General features: G+C 56.6%; 20 protein-coding genes and 1 pseudogene. 8 read left to right on the top strand and 13 right to left on the bottom strand.

The window, feature by feature from the left end; all coding sequences use genetic code 11:
* Nucleotides 1-54 precede the first annotated feature (54 nt).
* The 5 genes from ureC (at nucleotide 55) to ureG (ending at nucleotide 4,949) form a co-directional block, all read left to right on the top strand.
* On the top strand, nucleotides 55-1,764 hold the full coding sequence (gene ureC, locus RMR21_RS11140) for an urease subunit alpha (protein WP_498668083.1): 1,710 nt from the start codon (nucleotides 55-57) through the stop codon (nucleotides 1,762-1,764).
* Nucleotides 1,765-2,232: 468 nt separating this feature from the next.
* Nucleotides 2,233-2,976, top strand: a complete 744-nt coding sequence (locus RMR21_RS11135; protein ID WP_498668082.1) for a GGDEF domain-containing protein — start codon at nucleotides 2,233-2,235, stop codon at nucleotides 2,974-2,976.
* Nucleotides 2,977-3,096: 120 nt separating this feature from the next.
* Nucleotides 3,097-3,576: an urease accessory protein UreE gene (gene ureE / locus RMR21_RS11130; RefSeq protein WP_498668081.1), complete on the top strand. Its 480-nt coding sequence runs from the start codon at nucleotides 3,097-3,099 to the stop codon at nucleotides 3,574-3,576.
* 3 nt (nucleotides 3,577-3,579) lie between these two features.
* Nucleotides 3,580-4,251 carry an urease accessory protein UreF gene (locus RMR21_RS11125; RefSeq protein ID WP_498668080.1) on the top strand — a complete coding sequence of 224 codons (672 nt, stop codon included), beginning with the start codon at nucleotides 3,580-3,582 and terminating at the stop codon, nucleotides 4,249-4,251.
* An 86-nt stretch (nucleotides 4,252-4,337) separates the two neighbouring features.
* The gene (ureG, locus tag RMR21_RS11120; protein WP_498668079.1) at nucleotides 4,338-4,949 is read left to right on the top strand and encodes an urease accessory protein UreG; all 612 of its coding nucleotides are present in this window, start codon (nucleotides 4,338-4,340) and stop codon (nucleotides 4,947-4,949) included.
* 138 nt (nucleotides 4,950-5,087) lie between these two features.
* On the opposite strand, the gene RMR21_RS11115 is transcribed toward ureG, so the two are convergent.
* The 9 genes from RMR21_RS11115 to RMR21_RS11075 all read right to left on the bottom strand — a co-directional run bounded on the left by RMR21_RS11115 (nucleotide 5,088) and on the right by RMR21_RS11075 (nucleotide 16,611).
* On the bottom strand, nucleotides 5,088-8,414 hold the full coding sequence (locus tag RMR21_RS11115) for an efflux RND transporter permease subunit (RefSeq protein ID WP_498668078.1): 3,327 nt from the start codon (nucleotides 8,412-8,414) through the stop codon (nucleotides 5,088-5,090).
* A gap of 13 nt (nucleotides 8,415-8,427) precedes the next feature.
* Entirely contained in the window at nucleotides 8,428-9,609 is a 1,182-nt protein-coding gene (locus RMR21_RS11110) for an efflux RND transporter periplasmic adaptor subunit (RefSeq protein ID WP_498668077.1), read from the bottom strand.
* Between the two features lie 345 nt (nucleotides 9,610-9,954).
* Nucleotides 9,955-10,947: an ABC transporter substrate-binding protein gene (locus RMR21_RS11105; RefSeq protein ID WP_498668076.1), complete on the bottom strand. Its 993-nt coding sequence runs from the start codon at nucleotides 10,945-10,947 to the stop codon at nucleotides 9,955-9,957.
* A 21-nt stretch (nucleotides 10,948-10,968) separates the two neighbouring features.
* Entirely contained in the window at nucleotides 10,969-11,841 is an 873-nt protein-coding gene (locus RMR21_RS11100) for an ABC transporter permease (protein WP_498668075.1), read from the bottom strand.
* Nucleotides 11,838-12,743 (bottom strand): ABC transporter permease, encoded by a 906-nt coding sequence (locus RMR21_RS11095; RefSeq protein WP_498668074.1) that lies wholly within the window; start codon nucleotides 12,741-12,743, stop codon nucleotides 11,838-11,840. The genes RMR21_RS11100 and RMR21_RS11095 overlap by 4 nt, the downstream gene beginning before the upstream one ends.
* A complete protein-coding gene (locus RMR21_RS11090) occupies nucleotides 12,733-13,527 on the bottom strand; it encodes an ABC transporter ATP-binding protein (protein ID WP_498668073.1) in 795 nt (264 codons plus the stop codon). Before RMR21_RS11090 ends, RMR21_RS11095 begins: the two co-directional genes overlap by 11 nt.
* A complete protein-coding gene (locus RMR21_RS11085) occupies nucleotides 13,524-13,886 on the bottom strand; it encodes a hypothetical protein (protein WP_498668072.1) in 363 nt (120 codons plus the stop codon). Before RMR21_RS11085 ends, RMR21_RS11090 begins: the two co-directional genes overlap by 4 nt.
* 2 nt (nucleotides 13,887-13,888) lie before the next feature.
* Complete coding sequence (hydA, locus tag RMR21_RS11080) at nucleotides 13,889-15,343, bottom strand: dihydropyrimidinase (protein ID WP_498668071.1); 1,455 nt, start codon at nucleotides 15,341-15,343, stop codon at nucleotides 13,889-13,891.
* The gene (locus RMR21_RS11075; RefSeq protein WP_498670142.1) at nucleotides 15,340-16,611 is read right to left on the bottom strand and encodes a Zn-dependent hydrolase; all 1,272 of its coding nucleotides are present in this window, start codon (nucleotides 16,609-16,611) and stop codon (nucleotides 15,340-15,342) included. Before RMR21_RS11075 ends, hydA begins: the two co-directional genes overlap by 4 nt.
* A gap of 262 nt (nucleotides 16,612-16,873) precedes the next feature.
* On the opposite strand from RMR21_RS11075, the gene RMR21_RS11070 reads away from it, so the two are divergent.
* Nucleotides 16,874-17,533 carry a TetR family transcriptional regulator C-terminal domain-containing protein gene (locus RMR21_RS11070; RefSeq protein ID WP_498668070.1) on the top strand — a complete coding sequence of 220 codons (660 nt, stop codon included), beginning with the start codon at nucleotides 16,874-16,876 and terminating at the stop codon, nucleotides 17,531-17,533.
* A 198-nt stretch (nucleotides 17,534-17,731) separates the two neighbouring features.
* Nucleotides 17,732-18,043 (top strand): annotated as a pseudogene (locus tag RMR21_RS11065) (DUF2325 domain-containing protein); the annotation flags it as partial.
* A gap of 2 nt (nucleotides 18,044-18,045) precedes the next feature.
* On the opposite strand, the gene RMR21_RS11060 reads toward RMR21_RS11065, so the two are convergent.
* The 3 genes from RMR21_RS11060 to RMR21_RS11050 all read right to left on the bottom strand — a co-directional run bounded on the left by RMR21_RS11060 (nucleotide 18,046) and on the right by RMR21_RS11050 (nucleotide 20,332).
* Nucleotides 18,046-18,414: a DUF423 domain-containing protein gene (locus tag RMR21_RS11060; RefSeq protein WP_498668069.1), complete on the bottom strand. Its 369-nt coding sequence runs from the start codon at nucleotides 18,412-18,414 to the stop codon at nucleotides 18,046-18,048.
* Nucleotides 18,411-18,812, bottom strand: coding sequence for a group II truncated hemoglobin (locus RMR21_RS11055; RefSeq protein WP_498668068.1), 402 nt, complete (start codon nucleotides 18,810-18,812; stop codon nucleotides 18,411-18,413). The genes RMR21_RS11060 and RMR21_RS11055 overlap by 4 nt, the downstream gene beginning before the upstream one ends.
* Before the next feature lie 104 nt (nucleotides 18,813-18,916).
* Complete coding sequence (locus RMR21_RS11050; RefSeq protein ID WP_498668067.1) at nucleotides 18,917-20,332, bottom strand: phosphomannomutase; 1,416 nt, start codon at nucleotides 20,330-20,332, stop codon at nucleotides 18,917-18,919.
* A gap of 211 nt (nucleotides 20,333-20,543) precedes the next feature.
* Between RMR21_RS11050 and RMR21_RS11045 the strand changes: the two genes are divergently transcribed.
* The gene (locus RMR21_RS11045; RefSeq protein ID WP_498668066.1) at nucleotides 20,544-20,753 is read left to right on the top strand and encodes a hypothetical protein; all 210 of its coding nucleotides are present in this window, start codon (nucleotides 20,544-20,546) and stop codon (nucleotides 20,751-20,753) included.
* On the opposite strand, the gene RMR21_RS11040 is transcribed toward RMR21_RS11045, so the two are convergent.
* Nucleotides 20,726-21,277, bottom strand: a complete 552-nt coding sequence (locus RMR21_RS11040) for a hypothetical protein (protein ID WP_498668065.1) — start codon at nucleotides 21,275-21,277, stop codon at nucleotides 20,726-20,728. The genes RMR21_RS11045 and RMR21_RS11040 overlap by 28 nt on opposite strands.

Here is a 21,277-nt window from a genome sequence, read left to right as displayed (position 1 = left end):
TGCCGGCATCTCGTCTATATTGCTTTCCTCCGTCTTCCAAGGAGCCTGATTCCTATGCCTTACAAGATTTCCCGCGCATCCTACGCCAGCATGTTTGGTCCCACGGTGGGTGACAAAGTCCGTCTTGCCGATACCGAACTCTTCATCGAAATCGAAAAAGATTTCACGACCTACGGCGAAGAGGTCAAATTCGGCGGCGGCAAGGTTATTCGTGATGGCATGGGACAAAGCCAGGCCACGCGCGCTCAAGGCGCTGTCGACACCGTCATTACCAATGTCGTCGTCGTCGATCATAGCGGCGTCTACAAGGCCGATATCGGTTTGAAGGATGGCCGCATCCACGCCATCGGGAAAGCCGGTAATCCCGATACGCAGCCGGGAGTTACCATCATTGTCGGTCCCTCGACCGAGGCGATTGCGGGAGAAGGCAAAATTCTTACAGCTGGTGGTATGGATGCCCATATCCATTTCATCTGCCCGCAACAGATCGAAGAAGCCTTGATGAGTGGGGTGACCACCATGCTGGGCGGCGGCTCGGGTCCGGCGCATGGCACGCTGGCCACGACCTGCACGGGCGCTTGGCACATCGAGCGCATGATCGAAAGCTTCGATGCCTTCCCTATGAATTTGGCACTTGCGGGCAAAGGCAATGCGTCCCTGCCAGCCCCGTTGGAAGAGATGATCCTTGCGGGTGCATCCTCGCTGAAGCTTCACGAGGATTGGGGTACCACGCCTGCTGCCATCGACAACTGCCTGACGGTTGCCGATCAGTTCGATGTGCAGGTGATGATCCACACCGACACGTTGAACGAAAGCGGCTTCGTGGAAGACACGATTGCCGCCATCGACGGGCGCACCATCCACGCCTTCCATACGGAAGGGGCGGGCGGTGGCCACGCGCCTGACATCATCAAGATTTGCGGCAACCCCAACGTCATTCCGTCGTCCACCAATCCGACGCGGCCCTATACGATCAATACGCTGGCAGAGCATCTGGACATGCTGATGGTTTGCCACCATCTGTCGCCGTCGATACCGGAAGACATCGCCTTTGCGGAAAGCCGCATCCGCAAGGAAACCATCGCGGCTGAAGATATTCTGCACGATATCGGCGCGTTCTCGATCATTTCCTCTGACAGCCAGGCCATGGGCCGCGTGGGGGAGGTTGCGATCCGAACGTGGCAGACGGCGGACAAGATGAAGCGGCAGCGCGGTCGGCTGAAAGAGGAAAAGGGCGAAAACGACAATTTTCGTGTTCGCCGTTATATCGCGAAATATACTATCAATCCCGCCATCGCGCATGGTATCAGCCACGAAATCGGTTCGATCGAGGTTGGCAAGCGTGCCGATCTTGTTTTGTGGAACCCAGCCTTCTTCGGTGTAAAACCGGAAATGGTGCTATTGGGCGGCTCGATTGCCGCGGCTCCCATGGGCGATCCCAATGCCTCGATCCCGACGCCGCAGCCGATGCATTATCGACCCATGTTTGCGGCTTACGGCAAACTGCGCACCAATTCTTCTGTGACCTTCGTATCACAGGCGTCTCTGGATGGTGGGCTGGTACAGCGCCTCGGCGTTGCCAAAAAGCTTTTGGCCGTGCGCAATGTGCGCGGTGGTATCTCCAAGGCGTCTATGATCCACAATTCGCTGACGCCGCATATCGAGGTCGATCCTGAGACCTATGAGGTTAGGGCGGATGGTGAGCTTTTGACGTGTGAACCGGCAACGGTTCTGCCGATGGCGCAGCGTTATTTCCTGTTTTAAGAAGCTTGGTCGGTTGCGCTGAAGCCCGCGGCTGGTCGGGCGTCCCTCGCATATGCCCACATCCGAAATCCAAACTACCTCATGAAATCATTAATGATCGTCATAGGTTGCACCTGTTTTCCACTCTTTTGGAAATAGGTAAATTCGGGTTTAAATAAAATGGGCATCTGCTCGATCGGGCCATAGACGTCGGACCTTTTGCCCTCCGTTCAAAGGCCCGTAGCCTGAAAGACCATTGCAGTCACGAGCGGAATTAAGCATATATTTACTGTCAAAAATAATTTTAAAATATACCTATGGTAGATAAAAATTTATACAACCACTTTACTTTCAGCCAATCTCTGAAGGTTATCGATAGGTCATGCAAGGGGAGGTGTGATGATTGAACATAAAAAAAAAATGATTTCGTTAGAAATGAGTTTGAGCGAGGCTGGCCAAGGCCAAAATCTCCGCAATTTTGCAGCGAAGATGGTTTTTATTTCCATTATCCTATCCGTCATCGTCAGTACCGCAGTTATCGCTGTGGGCGCATTTTTCGATGTCTTGCCGCTGCCGCTTTACAAGGCGCTGGCTTACAGCGTGGTCATGGCATGGATCGTCGGCGGCATCGTCACCCTGATCTTATGTGCCGTCCTATCCAAAGCGGTTCGCAAGCTGCACGATTCCCATGCGGAGTTCGAGCGGCTGAGCAAAACCGACACGCTCTCCGGCCTTGCCAACCGTCGTGCGTTCAATCAGTGTTTCGAGGAAGTCCTTGACGATGCTTCGCTCGCGATCTTCGATCTGGACCGGTTCAAGGGCATCAACGATAATTATGGCCATGCTGCCGGAGATGTCGTCATCAAGAAAGCTGCTGCAGCCATCGCCGATGTCTTCGGTGAGTTTCACTGCGTGGCCAGACTCGGCGGCGAGGAGTTTGCGGTCATCGTTCGCGGTGGTCACATCAAGGATCGGCTCGCTTTGATAGAGCTGGCACGTATTCGCGTGTCTTGCCTGACGATCAACTTCAACTCGCATCAGGTGCAGACAACGGTCTCTGTCGGTATTGCCGATATTGATTCGGCACGTTCCAAATACGACACGTTTTCGGCTGCCGACAAGGCGCTTTATCTAGCCAAGGCCTCCGGTCGCAATTGTGTTCGCCACGAAAGCGACCTGCCCATTGCACAAGCCGTGGGAGACCTGAAGGCGACTTTGGCGGTCGCATCCTAATTTGTGGATTATCGACGTTTTTATGTCGTGGATCTTGCTGCTTTCACCATACGCGGCTTGCATTCGCTGGCAGCATCCTTCAGGTTTCGGTGTCGATGAAAACCAATTCCGGATGACTTCATGCTGCGCGTACAGTCCTATCTTCCCGCTGGTACACCGGGTGACGAACCCTCCGGTTATGTCACACTCGCCCATGACCAGAGGCACCTGCGTCGCAAGTTGCTGCACCTCCAGAATGATGAAATGGTGATGCTCGATCTCAAGGAGCCTGTGCTGTTTGCGCATGGCGATCTGCTGGTCATCGAGAATGGTGATCTCGTTGAGGTTCGAGCAGCCACAGAAAAGCTGTTTGAAGTCACGGCCAAGAGCACGCTCCATCTCATCGAGCTCGCCTGGCATCTCGGCAACCGCCATCTTGCCGCGCAGATCGAGGAGGGTCGGATCGTCATCCTTCGTGACCACGTCATCCGCGCCATGCTGGAGGGATTGGGTGCAACGGTGCGGGAGGTGGAGGAACCGTTCCAGCCTGCGCGTGGTGCCTATCATGCCCATGGCGGTCATTCGCACGGTCACGATCATCACAACCACAGCCACGACTGATCCATGACGCACAAACGTAGCGTCGATGCCTTGCTGAGATTGATGGCATGGATGTCTCCTGCCTTTCCGGTCGGAGCCTTCTCCTATTCAGGCGGGCTGGAAAGCGCCGTAAATGATCGGCGTCTATCGACAGCGCTTGATCTTCGCAACTGGATCAGCCTGCTTTTGCAGCGTGGAACGCTGTGGAACGATGCCGTTCTGTTGGCGCAGGCTTGGCGCTGCCATGACGACTTGGAAGAGCTGGGCGAGTTGACGCAACTGGCGCAGGCCTTGGCGGGTTCGGCAGAGCGCTACCGCGAAACGGTCCTGCTGGGCGATGCCTTTGCGGATGCCGCCGCCGCATGGCCGAATGCTGTTTTTCAACGTCTGGCGAAATCAACACCCTATCCTGTCGTCGTGGGCGCGGTTGCCTCTGCACATGGGGTTGACCTTGAGGACGCACTGGCGGCCTATCTGCATTCCGGTGTGTCGCAATTCGTGTCTGCGGGTATTCGTCTGGGCGTTGCAGGCCAGAAAGATGGCGTTGCCATTCTTGCGTATCTGGAAAGCGATATCGCATCCGTGGCAAAACGTGCGGCGGTCTCGACGTTGGATGATCTTGGCTCTGCGACCATTCTTGCCGATACGGCATCGATGCGCCACGAGGTGCAGGAAACGCGGCTTTTTCGGTCATGAGAATGGCGTAGAATTTGCATGCCTCTTTTCAATGGGGCCTCGAAATCGCTCGTATGGAATAAAATGTCATCCGGAAGGAAAATCCAATGAAATCGGGAAATGGTCCACTTCGGGTCGGTATCGGTGGGCCTGTCGGCTCCGGGAAAACGGCTCTGACAGAAAAACTCTGCAAGGCCATGAGCGCCGATTACTCGGTCGCTGTCGTCACCAACGATATCTATACGAAAGAGGATGCTGAAGCGCTGGTGCGCATGCAGGCGCTGCCTTCCGAGCGCATCGTTGGCGTGGAAACGGGAGGTTGCCCGCACACGGCTATTCGCGAAGACGCGACCATTAATCTCCAGGCCATTGCCGGTCTCAACGAACGTTTTCCAGATCTCGACATCGTCTTCATCGAATCCGGCGGTGACAACCTGGCTGCGACGTTTTCACCCGATCTAGCCGATATCACGCTCTACGTTATCTCCGTCTGTCAGGGTGAGGAAATCCCGCGCAAGGGTGGCCCCGGCATCACACGCTCCGATATGCTGGTCATCAACAAAAAGGATCTTGCGCCTTATGTCGGTGCCGACCTTGGCGTGATGAATACGGACGCTAAGCGCATGCGCAAGGAGATGCCGTTTGTTTTCACAGATATGAAGCGCGGCGAGGGCGTGGGAACCATCGTCGACTTCCTCCGGCAACATGGCGGGTTATAAGGCTGGAAAATAATCGAAGTGGAATCGAGGCCGTTTCAACGATCTCGATTTCGATCAACCCGCTTGCTTCTTTCATCCGAAGAATGAAACAGGAAACACCGGACCGTCCCGATGTTTCCTTGGCTATCGCTGATAACGTTATTCTGCGGCCAGTGGCGGCAGACGCAGAACATTGCTGGCATTGTCGTTGTTGTTTTGGCCTGCACCGTTTTTTCGCTCGATGTTTGCCAGACGCTCTTCAAGGCCAGACAACGCGTCTTGATTGGTACGGGCCGCTTCCGATAGTTCCTCGCTGGACAGGACCGGATGCTCTTCCTCCTTCTTGCCGATGAAGCGACCGAAGATGCGACCGAGAAGTAGTGACAGGTCGTCCATGATCAGGAAGAAGGCAGGAACGACAACCAGAGACAGGACAGTCGACACGATGATGCCGCCAATGACGGCAATGGCCATCGGGGAACGGAAGGATCCACCTTCGCCCACGCCCAGCGCAGACGGCAGCATGCCTGCCGACATGGCGATGGAGGTCATGATGATGGGGCGCGCTCGCTTGCGCCCAGCCTCAACCATGGCATGAACCCGCTCTATGCCGTGACGACGCATTTCAATGGCGAAATCCACCAAAAGAATGGCGTTTTTGGTCACGATACCCATCAGCATCAGGATGCCGATCAGGACCGGCATCGACAGCGCGTTGTTGGTGATGATGAGAGCCACCGCCACACCGCCGATGGCCAACGGTAGCGAAAACAGGATGGTGAAGGGCTGGATGACATCCTTGAACAGCAGAATGAGAACTACCAGCACCAAGAGCAGGCCGAGCAGCATGGCATTGGTAAAGCCCTGCTGCATTTCACCCTGTACCTTTGCGTCGCCACTTTCGGCAAGACGCACGGTGGCGGGCAGCTTGGTCTCGGCAACGATGCGCTTGAACTCTGCCGAGGACGTGTCCAGCGCCGTGCCAAACGGGACATCAGAACCGATGGAGACCACGCGGTTGCGATCGTTGCGCTTGATCGAACTTGGACCCTCGGAGTAGTCAATGTCGGCAACGCTGGAGAGTGGCACCGTGGCGCCCGTTGCCGTCTTGATCTTCAGGGCCCGGATGGAGGCCAGATCGCGACGAACGTCGAGCGATGCCTGAACGCGGATCGGGATTTGCCGATCATCCAGAGAAATCTTGGTGAGCTGGGCATCGATATCGCCGATGGTCGCCACACGCACCGTCTGCGATATCTGCTGCGGCGTAATGCCAAGGCGAGCGATCTCGTCCTTGCGCGGACGAATTTGCAGTTCCGGGCGTGGAAGTGCACCTTCCGAGCTGATATTGACGAGGATCGGCGAGGCGCGAAGGTGCGCCTCCAGGATGCTCACCGCTTTTTGCAAATCCTCTTCGCTCGACGACAGGAAGTTGAAGCTCAGTTCCCGTTCGCCACGATCGTTCAGCTTGATGATACGAACGTCCGGTATGGCATTCACCTTGGCGAAAATATCCCGCTCCACATCCCATTGTGGCCGTGTTCTGCCCCTGTCCTCGACTTTGGGAAGGTACGGGCCGATCAGCGGTATCGAGCCCAGCCCGCTGTTGACGAGTGTTTTCAGCAACGAGTGATCGATGTTCTGGAGAATGACGCGGACCGTCGCACGTCGCAACTCGAGGTCGCCCTTGGGCGATGCGCCGCCAAGAATGAAAACGCTTTCGACGCCGTTGATATCTTTCACGGCCTGATAGATTTTCGATGTCGTTGCGTCGGTTTCTTCAAGTTTTGCGTTTGGTGGAAGCTCTACTGACAGCACGACGCGCGATGCGTCATCCGGCGGCAGGAAGCTGCCTGGAACGCCGCTGAGAAGCACGATGGAGCCGACGAGGAAGCCGATGGCACCCAGCAGTGTCAGATAACGCGCCCACCATTTGCTGGTGGTCGCCGTGACCATCCGCGTATAGGATTTCATCAGCCAGCCGTCATTGTCGTGGTGATCATCGACAGCATCATCGGAACGCATGAGATAAGCGGCCATCAGTGGCGTGATGAGACGGGCGACCATCAGTGAGAAGAACACCGAGAACGCAACTGTGAGGCCGAACTGAATGAAGTACTGACCCGGTATGCCCGGCATGAAGGACACCGGTACAAAGACCGCGATGATGGTGAAGCTGGTGGCGATGACCGCAAGGCCGATTTCGTCGGCGGCCTCCAGTGAGGCACGATAGGGCGATTTGCCCATCTTTATGTGGCGGGATATGTTCTCCACCTCCACGATGGCGTCATCAACCAGAATACCGGTCGCCAATGTCAGTGCCAGGAAGCTGACGAGGTTGAGTGAGAAGCCCAGTACGTCCATGACCCAGAAGGTGGGGATAGCTGACAGTGGCAACGCCACGGCAGCAATCAGCGTCGCGCGCCAGTTTCGCAGGAAAAGCAGGACCACGATAACGGCGAGAATCGAGCCTTCGACGAGCGTGTTGAGGGCAGCTTCGTAGTTGCCATAGGTGAAGTAGACGGAGTCATCGACCATTTCGATGGAGACATCGGGATGGTCTGCGCGCACTTTATCGAGATTTTGCGCGACCGTTTCCGCAACGGAGACCTCGCTTGCGCCTTTGGAACGGAAGACGGCAAAGGTCACGCCCGGGTTGCCGTTGAAGCGTGAAAAGGATTTCGGCTCTTCATAGGTGTCGGTGACGGTCCCGAGTTCCGACAGCTTGACGAAGCGACCATTGGACAGCGAAATCGTGGTGTTGGAAAGCTGCGCCACATCACGGGTATCGCCTAAGGTGCGGATTGTCTGCTCGTTGCCCGCCACCTGTCCGCGACCAGAGCCGAGATCGATGTTGGTGCCGCGCAGCTGAGTGTTCACATCCGATGCGGTGATACCGTAGGCATCGAGTTTGGCTGGATTGAGAGACACACGCACTTCGCGGTCCGCGCCGCCGTAACGGTCGATCTTGCCGATACCCGACTGGCCCTGAAGCGCCCGCTTGATGGTGTCGTCCACGAACCAGGACAGTTCTTCCAGCGTCATGTTGGGCGACGAGACGGCAAAGGTCTGGATTGCCTGTCCTTCGACATCGATCTTGCTGACGACTGGCTCTTCGATATCCGCAGGCAACTCGCTGCGGATTTTATCGATGGCATCCTTGGTGTCCTGAACCGCTTCTTCCGTGGGCTTTTCGATGCGGAACAGAACAGTGGTCAGCGACTGACCGTCTGTGACCGTGGATTGAATCTCATCGATACCGCTGATGGACGAGACCGCGTCTTCGACCTCCTTTGTGACCTGCGCTTCGAGTTCAGAAGGTGACGCGCCGCTTTGCGTGACGGTAATGGCCACCACCGGCACGTCGATGTTGGGAAAGCGGGTGATCGGCAGATCATAAAATGCCTTGACGCCTAAAAACAGCAGCAAGGCGAAGCAAAGCAGCGGTGCGATCGGATTGCGGATGGACCATGCGGAAAAATTCATGGTGTTCTCTCAGTCAGTTCGAGGCTGCGGCATCAGCCGGTACCGGGTTGATCTTGTCACCATCGCGCACGAATGCGCCCGCTTTTTCGACGACCACGTCACCCACAGAAATCCCGTTTTTGATTTCCACGAAACCACCGTCCTGAATGCCGATTTCGACAGCCACCTGCCTGACCACGCCATTTTCGACGCGCCTGGTGGTCGAACCATCGCGGCCTGAGGTTACGGCGGAGAGCGGGAGTGCCAAGGCGTTGGCGGAGGCTATCACCACTTCGGCGCTACCATACATACCGGCGCGCGCCGGGCTATCAGCCGGCAGCAGAATATGGACGGAGCCGAGGCGCGTTGTCGCGTCAACTGTGGGTGAGACCAGCCGTACCTTGCCTTCTATCTTGTTGCGACCACCAGCAACCGTGATGACTGCCCGTTGCCCGGGCTCGACTTTCTGGATGTCGGTTTCCGAGAGATCGGCAACGAGTTCGATCGCGTTGTCCTTGATAACCGTAAAGAGTGGATCGCCGCTGCCGCTGGCAATGGCACCGACACGGGCATTCTTCGCCGAAACGATACCAGCTACAGGTGTTTTGACGCTGGTGCGCGATAGTTTCAGATCGATATCCTTAATCTGCGCATCCACGACCTTGATGTCGGCTTCACCAACCGTGACGGCCTGTCTGGAGGCCTGAAGGCGGGCCTGAGCGACATCGGCCGCGGCGGCGGTCTGTTCGACCTGAGAAACCGAACCAGAGCCTGATTTGCCGAGACGGTCTGCCCGGTCACGTTGGCGAATGGCGTCGTCGTAATTGGCTTGCGACTCTATGACCTGAGCGTTGCTTTGCGCGACGGAGGCTTCCGCCTTGGCCCTGTTGGCTTGCAGCTGACTTTTTTCCAGGACGAGGCTGTCCTTCGAAAGCTCGGCAAGCGAGGCACCGGCCTCAACCTTATCGCCGATATCGACATTCAAGGTGTCAATCGACAAGCCATCCACCAGCGGCTGAACATAAATCTCATCGACTGGCCTCAGTGTTCCAGTCGCCACGACACGGTCCACGAGATCACGCGTCGTTGCTTCACTGACGACGATGGAGGGCAGATTTTTGCGGTCCGCTCCACCCTGCGCACCAGCAAGCCCGGGCGCAATGAGTGCCGAAACCATGAGGATCGCGAGCCCGGGTGCGATTGTCTTACGCTGCATGTGCCTGTCCGTTCCAGATATCGGATCGCACTTCCGGCCAACACATCAGGTGCCTTTGAAGGTCATGCGAAAATGAAAGCAAAAATCCGGGTGACAAAACCTTCGCCCACCTCGCAGATTTCTGCATCCTTCAAGAAACATGCCCATCTAAAAAAGGCAAAATTTATCGCAAGGCAAATATTCAACTTTGTCGTGATGGAGTGTAATTGGTCACGAGAGGTAATTCAATCCGTCTTACAGGTCGGTTGGATCTACATTTCGTATGTTAAATCTCGTGGCTTGGTTGGTTCCTATGGGAAGCTCAGGGCGCGAAAAATTGCTCCGCGCCCTGAAGATGGTGATGTCCTACTTCAACGCAGCATCGGTGATTTCAGTTGTGAATGCACCGGTCGGCTCCTTTGTGATGACGGGGTCGGAGCCACCGCCCAGCAACGTTTTGACGGTGCGGTCGTAATCGGCTTTGTCGAGAGCGCCCGTGGAGCCGGCGGTCAGCTTGGCAACTTCCGTCATCATGCCCTTCTGGTGCGCTTCGGTCTGCGCGCCGGATGCGTCGTTTTCCAGGATGATGTCGGCGGCATCGTTGGGGTTTTCTTCCGCCCACTTCCAACCCTTCATGGAGGCGCGCACAAACTTGACCATGTTCTCCTTGAACTTGGCATCCTTCAACTTGTCTTCCAGCACGTAAAGGCCGTCTTCCAATGTCGCGACGCCTTCGTCCTCGTATTTGAACGTGACGAGATCGCTGGCTTTCACGCCTGCTTCCAACACCTGCAAATATTCATTGTAGGTCATGGTGGAAATGCAGGCGGCCTGCTTCTGCAACAGCGGATCGACGTTGAAGCCCTGCTTCAGCACCGTCACGCCATCGGCACCGCCAGTGGTCGGAATTTTCAGGTGCGCCATCCACGACAGGAACGGATATTCGTTGCCGAAGAACCAGACGCCCAGTGTCTTGCCCTTGAAATCATCAGGCTTGGTGATGCCGGTTTCCTTCAGGCAGGTCAGCATCATGCCGGATTTCTTGAAAGGCTGGGCAATGTTGACGAGTGGAACGCCCTTTTCACGGGTTGCCAGCGCAGAAGGCAGCCAGTCCACGACCACGTCTGCGCCGCCGCCTGCCAGAACTTGGGCAGGCGCGATGTCAGGGCCGCCAGGCTTGATATCGACGTCGAGACCTTCGGCTTCGTAAAAGCCCTTGTCTTTTGCGACGTAATAGCCAGCGAATTGAGCTTGGGTCACCCATTTGAGTTGAAGTGTGACCTTTTCGGCAGCCTGTGCGCCGAACCCTGTCATCAGGGTCGCTCCGGCCAGAAGCATGGATGCAAGTCTGTTTTTCATCGCTGTTCCCTTTTTTGTTGTTTACGTCCGTCCACTGCGGACGGACGGATGCCAGAAAGTGACGGCGCGCTCTGCCAGCGCCACCAAACCGTAGAAGCCCGAACCTGCCATTGCCGCGACGGCAATCTCGGCCCAGACCATATCCACATTGCTCCGGCCCATTTCGGCCGAAATGCGAAATCCCATGCCCACGATGGGCGTGCCGAAGAACTCGGCGACGATGGCACCGATCAGCGCCAGCGTGGAGTTGATCTTCAAAGCGTTGAAGATAAAAGGCCAAGCAGCCGGAAGGCGCAGTTTCACCAGGGTCTGCCACCAGCCAGCAGCATAGGTGCGCATCAGGTCGCGCTCCATGTGGCTGGAAGCGGAGAGCCCCTGCACCGTGTTCACCAGCATGGGAAAGAACGTCATGATGACGACGACAGCGACCTTGGACTGCCAGTCGAAGCCGAACCACATGACCATGATCGGCGCGATGCCGACGACCGGCAGCGCCGAGACGAAATTACCGATGGGGAGAAGCCCGCGTTGCAGGAACGGTGAGCGGTCAATAATAATGGCGATGGCAAAGCCCAGACCACAGCCCAGGATATATCCGGTCAGCACAGCTTTGAGAAACGTCTGCCGGAAATCCGCCCAGAGAATGGGGACGGAGCTGACGAGACGAACGAAGATGGCGCTGGGCGCCGGCAGCAGGATTGGTGGAACGGAAAAGCCGCGCACCATGCCCTCCCACAGCATGAGGATGGCCGCCCCGAAGATGAGCGGGATGGCAATGCCGCTGGCGCGTTGTGCAGCAGGTGTCTGAAAATGCTGGCGCACCAGCCATTCGTTCAAAGCCCAGGCGGCAAGCCAGAACAGCACCGCGCCGATGACCCAGCCGGGACTGCTCATGGCCGCTCTCCCATTCTTCTGAGAACCAGCGTATGGGCGATGCCGACAATCGAGACGAGAATGGCGGCAACGCCGGCAGCCATAAACAGTGCTGCCCATATCTGCACGGTCTGGCCGTAGTACGAGCCGGAGAGAAGCCGTGCGCCGAGGCCAGCCACCGCACCCGTTGGCAGTTCTCCAACGATGGCTCCAACCAGCGAAATGGCGATAGCGATTTTCAGTGAGGTAAACAGGTAGGGCAGGGCGGACGGCCACTGCAACTTCCAAAAGATTTGCGAGGGTGCCGCATAATAGGTGTGCATCAGATCCAGCTGAATGCTCTCAGGGCTGCGAAGCCCCTTTACCATGCCGACGACGATGGGAAAGAAGCTGAGATAGGTGGAAATCAGCGCCTTCGGCAACAGGCCGGAAATGCCGATGGAGTTCAGCACGACGATGATCATCGGTGCCACAGCGATAATCGGTATCGTTTGGCTTGCAATGATCCAGGGCATGACGGAGCGGTTCATCGCGCGGTTATGGACGATTGCCACGGCCAGCAGAATACCAAGCCCGGTGCCGATGGCAAAACCCAGTAGTGTCGCCGAGAGCGTAATGCCCGCATGATAGATAAGGCTGCGCTTGGAGGTAATGGCCTTGTTGACGGTCGTGTCCCAAAGCTCTGCGATGATCTGGTGCGGCGCGGGCAGGACGGGGCGCTCCTGTGCGAAGGTTTGGGGCAGTAGTTCGGAGAAGCTCGGTTGCTGGCCTGCTCTTGCCGCCTGATCGCGTGCGAAGGGCATGTTGAGGTAGACGACTGCGATATGCCAGATAACGAGAATGGCGAGGAGGATGGTGAGGACGGGGAGAATGTGGTGACGAAGGGTTGCGACATGCAAAAATGAAAACGGCTCACTCCTCATAACTATGCCCCGCCTTCAACCCTTCGCGCACGCGGTGTGCAATTTCCAAAAACTCCGGCGTCTCTCGAATTTCCAGAGGTCGTTCACGTGGCAACGTCGACTCGATGATATCAGTCACCCGGCCGGGGCGAGGGGACATGACGACGATCTTGGTGGAGAGGTAAACCGCCTCGGGAATGGAGTGTGTGACGAAGCAGATGGTCTTGCCGGTGGCGCTCCACAGTTTGAGAAGCTGCTCGTTGAGATGGTCGCGGACGATCTCGTCCAGCGCACCGAAGGGCTCGTCCATCAGAAGAAGATCAGCATCGAAGGCGAGCGCGCGGGCGATCGAGGCGCGCTGCTGCATGCCACCGGAAAGCTGCCAGGGAAATTTCTTCGCAAAGCCGCTGAGATTGACAAGATCAAGCGTGCGTTTTACCCGCGCCTGCTGCTCGTCCCTCGTGTAACCCATGATTTCAAGCGGCAGGGCAATGTTCTTTTCGATGGTGCGCCATGGGTAAAGGGCCGCTGCCTGAAACACATATCCATAGGACCGGTCCTTGCGGGCGTTTTCAGGCGTCGTGCCGTTGACGGTGATCTCACCTGACGTGTGCTTTTCCAGATCGGCGATGACGCGCAGAAACGTCGTCTTCCCGCATCCAGACGGACCGATGAAGGACACGAACTCGCCCTTCTTCACGTCGAGATCGACGTTGGACAGTGCATGAACCGGTCCGTCGCCCGTTTTAAAGGTAAGGCCAAGATTTTTGGCGGAAACGACGGAGAAGGAAGGCGGTGCTGTCATTGGCATTTCGGAAGCGGTCCCCAGCTTGTGCCATCTTTAAAATTAATCGTGTAGCCCTTGGCGCTCTTTTTGAGATCGACCGTTTCCTTCGATTCTTTTTCTCCTTCGCTCTCGCATTGGGCTGTAATTTTGAAGCCGGAAGCGGTCTTCGTGGCATTGCCGGAAAAAGCGCAGAAGGCGGTGGATGTGGTAATTCCCTCATCGTTCAGCAGGAAAAATGTATCCGCACCGCTCGATTCTCCTGTCTTGGAATAGGTGCATCCCTCTGTTTCGCCATAAGCGCCATCAAGAAAGGTAGCGCTGCTGGCCGTAGAGGCGAGTAGCGCGGACATCATGGCGACCATCAAAAAGGTCTTCATTTTTACACCCCGCTCGCCGGTATGCCTGTGCGTTCCACCTTGCGGGGCGCGACGAGTTCTTTCCATGTGGACAGCGCCTTGCTGACGGCGGGGTAGGGCTTGCGGGCCACGAACTGGCCGTGGCCTTCCCTCGTTTTGACCGTGCTTTCCTCGATCGCCACGACACCGCGAGAGAGCGTGAAGCGCGGTAGGCCTTTGACCTTCTGTCCTTCGAACACATTGTAATCGATGGCAGATTGCTGGTTTTTCGCAGTAATGGTTTTTTGGCGGTTAGGGTCCCAGACGACGATGTCGGCATCGCTGCCGACGAGGATTGCGCCCTTTTTCGGATAAAGATTCAATATCTTGGCTATATTGGTCGAGGTCACAGCAACGAACTCGTTCATCGTCAGGCGGCCTGTTGCCACGCCATGTGTCCAGAGCAGTGGCATGCGGTCTTCGAGCCCGCCGGTGCCATTCGGTATTTTGGTGAAGTCTCCGACACCGTTCCGTTTCTGTTCGGTCGTGAAGGCGCAATGGTCGGTGGCCACGCATTGGAGCGACCCTGCGGCAAGTCCGGCCCAGAGGCTGTCCTGATGCTGCCTGTTGCGGAACGGCGGCGACATGACGCGGCGGGCAGCGTGGTCCCAATCGGGGTTGGCATATTCGCTCTCGTCCAAAATCAGATGCTGGATCAGCGGTTCACCATAGACCCGCATGCCATTCTGCCGCGCCCGGCGGATGGCTTCATGCGCCTGTTCGCACGAGGTATGGACGACATAAAGTGGCGCACCCGCCATATCCGCGATGATGATGGCGCGGTTGGTGGCTTCGCCTTCGATCGAGGCTGGCCGAGAATAGGCATGGGCTTCCGGACCGTTATTGCCTTCCGCCAGCAATTTGGCCTGCATCTGCGCAACGATATCGCCGTTTTCCGCATGCACCATGGGAAGCGCGCCGAGTTCCGTGCAGCGGGAGAAGGACGCGAACATCTCGTCGTCATTCACCATCAACGCACCCTTATAGGCCATGAAGTGCTTGAAGCTGTTGATGCCCTTGTCCTGAACGACGGTCTTCATCTCGTTGAAGACCTGCTCGCCCCACCAGGTCACGGCCATGTGGAAAGCAAAATCGCAGTTGGCCCGCGTCGCCTTGTTGTCCCAGCGATTGAGGGCATCGAGCAATGATTGTCCGGGTTCCGGCAGGCAGAAGTCCACGACCATCGTCGTCCCGCCGCTCAAGGCCGCGCGTGTGCCGCTCTCAAAATCATCCGCCGAATAGGTGCCCATGAAGGGCATTTCCAGATGCACATGCGGATCGATACCGCCGGGCATCACGTAGCAGCCCGTCGCATCCAGAACGCTATCGCCGGAAAGGTCCGGCCCGATCTCGACGATGACACCGCCTTCGATTTTGACGTCGGCCTTATACGTCAGGTCGGCGGTGACGATGGTGCCGTTCTTGATGATGGTGGTCATTCCACGATCTCCGCAGTTTCCAGCACCGCGTGTAGCAATACATTGCAGCCGGCAGCGGCCCATTCGGGAGAGATGTCTTCGGCCTCGTTGTGGGAAAGGCCGTCCACGCAGGGGCAGAAAATCATGGTGGAAGGCGCGACCTGGGCTGCCCAGCAGGCATCGTGGCCCGCGCCTGAAATGATGTCCATGTGGCTGTAACCCAGCTTTAACGCTGCGTCGCGCACACGACCGACCAGAGCGGGATCAAAGGTCACCGGATCGAAATGGCCGATGGCCTCTATTGTGCAACCAACGCCGAGCTCCTCCGCAATGTTCGGGATTTCCTTCTCGAAGATGGTGCGCATTCCATCCAGCTTTTCCTGCGAGGGTGTGCGCAGATCGATGGTGAAAACCACTTTTCCGGGTAGCACATTGCGGGAGTTGGGTGAAAAGATCATCTGCCCGACACCGGCAACCGCGCCGGGTTGATGGGCCATCGCGACATCCTGCACCTTTTCCAGAATGCGGGCGGCCGCGAGCCCTGCATTGACGCGCATGGCCATGGGGGTGGAGCCGGTATGCGCTTCCTTGCCAGTCAGCGTCACCTCCAGCCACCAAAGGCCCTGGCAATGGGTAACGACGCCAATCTGTTTGCCCTGCGCTTCGAGGATTGGTCCTTGTTCGATGTGATATTCAAAATAAGCGTGCATCTTGCGTGCACCGACTTCCTCTTCGCCAAGCCAGCCGATGCGTTTCAGTTCGTCACCATAGGTCTTGCCTGCCGTATCGGTACGGCCATAGGCGTAATCGAGGTCATGCATGCCAGCAAATACGCCGGATGCCAGCATGGCGGGGGCAAAACGAGCGCCTTCCTCATTGGCCCAGTTGGTCACGACGATTGCGTGTTTCGTTTTGATGTCGAGGTCGTTGAGGCTTCGCACCACTTCCAACCCGGCTAGAACGCCTAGGACGCCATCAAACTTTCCGCCGGTCGGCTGGGTATCGAGATGGCTGCCGATATAGACGGGCAGCGCTTCCGGATCCGTGCCGGGGCGAGTGGCGAACATCGTGCCCATGGCATCGACGCCCACGCTCATCCCTGCGGCCTCGCACCAGCGTTTAAAGAGGTCACGGCCTTGCGCATCTTCATCCGTCAGGGTCTGGCGGTTGTTTCCATGGGCGATGCCGGGTCCGACTTTTGCCATGTCCATCAGACTGTCCCACAGACGGTTGCCGTCGATGGTCAGGTTTTTTCCGATTGCTTCATTTTTTGCGGGTGTTTCCGGCATGCCAGTCTTTTCCTCACCTGTTTTGGACGTCATCATGCAAGGGGCGTGCCGTTCGCAGTAGGATTCGATGAAATACGAAAGCAGAGCGGCATGCAGTTAATTTGACCGACTGGTAAACATTGTTATTTCGGACTTTGACGACTAGAAGAAATCGAGGGATTTTCACCGTGTAAAGCGGTATTTTATGGTTGAGCTTTCATCACCGATTATTTTTTGCCCAAACCGACCTGCCAATTGCATTTAAAACAGACAGAGATTCTTCATGGCCATACCCAGAGCGGCGAAAACGCAAAAACGAACGCGGATACAGGAAGAAAAAGAAGAGATCATTTTAGAAGCGGCTTTGGATGTCTTTTCCGTAAATGGCTTTCGCGGCACGACCATCGACCAGATCGCCGAAGTGGCGGGCATGTCGAAGCCGAACGTGCTCTATTATTTCCGTACAAAAGAGACCATGCACCGCGCCTTGATCGAGCGTGTGCTGGATACCTGGCTGGACCCGCTTCGTGCTTTCGATGCCAAGGGCAATCCAGAAACGGAAATCAAATCCTACCTTCGCCGCAAGCTGGAAATGGCACGGGACTATCCCAGAGAAAGCCGTCTGTTTGCCAATGAGGTCCTGCAAGGTGCGCCTCATGTGGAAGATGAATTAAAAGGTCCGCTGAAACAGCTGGTGGATGAAAAGGCTGACGTCATTCGCACCTGGGCCAAAGCCGGACGGATCACGGCGTGCGACCCTTATCACCTGATCTTCTCTATTTGGGCCACGACCCAGCACTATGCCGATTTCGATGTTCAGGTCCGCTCAGTTTTGGGATCAGCGCATGCAGGCGAGGGGCGGTTTGAGGACGCAGCGCGGTTTCTGGAGCAGCTGTTCATGGGTGGTCTGGGCATCATCCCGGCGTCGCTCAAAAAAACATGATATAAATTATCAACTTTATACTTTACTCTAAAACTCATCTTTACTATCGTGCAGCCAGTCTGAGTGAACAGGCAGCGGGTTTTGATAAAAAGGTGAGGCATGGCGCGAAAAGAAAAGAAGAAGGCGGAGCGAAACGGCAAGCGGGAGAATCGCTCGCAACAGGTCGCACCTTCAGCGTCTATGCAAGCAAAAGTTGCGCCCAAAAGCTTTCTTTACGTCGGCGGACGTGACTGTCAGGTCGCCCATCTTCGCCAGATTGCCAGCAACTTCGATGCGGAACTCATCCACCACGACGGCGGCCTGCGAGAAGCTGTTTCGCGCATTGATACGCTTCTGCCGTCGGTCGATTGCGTGTTTTGCCCCATCGACTGTATCAGTCATGATGCGTGTTTGCGTGTAAAGTCCGGCTGCAAGAAATTCGGCAAGACCTTTGTACCGTTGCGAAACGGCAGCAAATCCAGTTTGGAACGAGCGCTCCAGACGATGAATGATCCCAGTGCTACGAACTGACTCTATCGGCGCGCTTCTGCGAAAAAGGCGGCGCTGGCAAGAGCCAGCCAACCCAAGATCATGCCGAGCCCGCCAATGGGTGCGGCCATGGGGAACAGACCGCTTTCGGTAAAATGTCTCGAGACGAGATCGGCTGCGAAAACGAGTGTTCCCAAACCAAGCAGAGCCGCTACGGGTGCAGCCGTCTTGATGCGTTCCCAACCCAGGTAGAGGCCGAGAAGTACAGGGGCGTGGGCCAAGCACATGGCTGAAGCGTTTCCCAGCAGCTGCGTCGCGCCCGTATGTGTTGCCGCAGCCGCAAGGGCGACGCCTGCTCCGCCCAAAATACCCGAGAGGAAAAGGCTTGTCGGGCGCAGCCAGCTGCTTTTCATGGGCGTGGTTCTTCCTGGTTTTGCATATGGAAAGCCAATCGCTCGACGGGCGCCCAGATGATCTCGCGAAGCTTCGGGTTTTCGATGGTGTCGTTCATCGCACGGCTGAAGCACAGCAGCCATTCGTCACGCTCGGCAGCGCCGATGGGCGCAACAAAATGACGTCTTCGCAGCATGGGATGGCCGTGTTTCTCGACATAGATCGGCGGGCCACCAAGATAGCCGATCAGATATTCGGTGAATTTGCTCTCGCTGCCTGACAAATCCGGCGGGTGGATGGCGCGGCAGTTGGCGGCTTCCGGCAAGGTGTCCATCAACTCATAGAAGCGTCGCGTCAAGGCACGAACCGTGTGCTCCCCACCGATGGCCTCATAAAGCGTGATGGTTTCATCTGCCACGTCTCGCCGTCTCCTGTTCGAGCCGTTTTGCGGCTTTCGTTCACAAAGCGCAACTGTAAACGGCAGATGCGACAGAGCGTATTGCCGCACTTGGCGAGTGTGTATCAACCGAAATTGCGAAGAAGGTCCAGTCCCTTGGCGAGTAAGGCGTTGGCTTCATCCTCATTGGCTGCTTCAACATAGCAGCGCATCTCGGGCGCGTTGCCGGATGGTCGGAAGTGGATGGTGCTGCCATCGGTCAGCGTGACGCGAAGTCCATCGATATCGCTGGTGTCCTTAACGGTCCCCACAGGTGCTAGGAAGGCATCCAGGTTGGCGCGAGAAGACCGCAGGTGATCCATGATGGCGGCACTCTTGTCCTGCGGAAAATCCTGCAAACGATCGGCAGCAGCGACGGGCAGCTTATAGGCGGCAGCGATCTGTGACATCGGCTTCTTCTGGTCCGCAGCCAGCTTCAAGGCAGCCAGCAGCGGCAGGAAGCAGTCGCGCGTTGGAAGTGGGGAGATGGTTTTGTCGCCGAGGTCGAACGGTGACGCCGTCAGAAATCCACCATTGGCTTCGAAACCGATGATGCCGTTTTTATCGGCGGCCAGCGCTTCATCCATTCCAGCAATCACGAAGGGTGAACCAACCTTGGTGCGCACGACCTCAAACGCGCCACTCGATTCGATGCCGGAATTGGAGGTCACCGGGGTGACAACCACATCCGCTCTCAGGAAGTTCGCGGTCATCAGACCGATGAGATCGCCGCGCAGGGGTATGCCATGTTCATCGGCCAACAAGGGCCGGTCGCCATCACCATCGGCGGAAATGATAGCGTCGAACTGATGTTCTGCAGCCCAAGCTTTGAGCTTTTCCAGCGTATCGGCGGAGACGGCCTCCGTGTCGACGGGAATGAAGGTCTCGGAGCGACCGAGTGCTACGACATCTGCTCCATAATGTTTCAGAACATCGACAAAGAGATCACGGGCAACGGTGCTGTGCTGGTAGACCCCGACTTTGAGACCTGTCAGGGCTTGGTGCGGAAGCAACGAAGCATTGCGCTGAAAAAACAGGGTGTTGGCTTGCTCAGCGTGGCTATCAGCCTGCGCGGTGTCTGCAGTCACACCATCGGCTTCAAATTGCTTGGCGATTTCAGCAATCGCCAATTCGTCCTTCTTGTCGATCTCTCCATCCGGACGATAAAATTTGATGCCGTTACGATCTGCGGGAATATGGGATCCGGTGATCATCAGAGCTGCGGCTTTCAACGAATGACCGTAAAGCGCCAGAGCGGGGGTTGGCAGCGTCCCGCAATCGAGCGGGGTCAATCCGGCTGCCTTCAATGCGCCAATGCAGGTCTGTGCGATATCCGGGCTGGAATCGCGGAAATCCTGGCCGATGAGGATCGGATCCCCGGCCTTCGCCATGCCAGAAGCCAGAAGGTGTCTTGCAAAGGCTGTTGCGTAGATTGCCGAGGCCTTGCCTTTCAAATCCTGTGAAAGTCCGCGAAGACCGCTCGTTCCAAACTTCAGGCTCATGTCAAATGCTTCCTTATGCCGGTCGTTTCATGCCGTTTCGATCCAGATGATCGCGAACGTAACGCAATAATGCGTTGCATCGATCCCAATCGAGATGTGTTCAAGGGTGGTAGCCGATCAGGAATGAACTCTCAAGTTTTGACAGCTCTGACAGACGGAGGCTATATCAAACCCCGCGCCGGGATGGCTCATTTTGACGGAATTGGATTGCATGGATACTGTGTCGATAGACAATCGCGGCGATTTCGGCCTGTGGGCCATAGAACGCGCGAAAGCCATTATTGCTGTCGAAGGGTCAAATCTGGCGATTGCCTCTCGGCAAGGCGACGATGTCGCCATTCGCGAGGCCGCAAATGCTCTTGGCACCGCAATCTCTGCTGCATTGTTGGAGGTTTACGACGGTCTCGCACCGGAGGACTGATCGCCCTTGTCCAGACCGGAATAGCGTAACGCGATGAAGGCTGTCAGGCATGCCACGGCGAAAGCGTTGAGGTTGAACAGTTTGGCGAGATCAGGCGCGGTCCAGATATGCATTGCGTCACCGATCAGATAGCGCGTGAACAGAAATCCGGCGAAGACCACACCGGTCATGCCAATCTGCCACATCTTTTCGTTTGCCTTGAACGACAGGGCGACGAGCATGATGCAGGCGGCAAAAAACAGCTCTGTTCCAGCTGCGGTGCCAAACAGCTTGGTCTCAAAGATCGTATCGATGGTGCCGATCAACGGCAGTGCGACACGTGCAGCAAGCGCTGATCTGCGGGAGATCAGGGGAATGGCCAGAAAAAACAGCATGGAGGCAACGCTGATCAACGATGCCTCGACGCCATTTCCAACCAGCCACCAGATGGACAGAGGGTAGAACGGTTTGTTCAAGATGATGACCCAGGCAACGGTCATCGTTGCTGCGGTCAAGGGATCACGCGTTCCATCCTTGTTTGTCAT

This window comes from Agrobacterium sp. rho-8.1 (assembly GCF_033957725.1).
Classification (GTDB): Bacteria; Pseudomonadota; Alphaproteobacteria; order Rhizobiales; family Rhizobiaceae; genus Agrobacterium.
The sequence above is the reverse complement of the archived record's forward strand: the minus strand, read 5'-3'. Positions and strand labels throughout refer to the sequence as shown.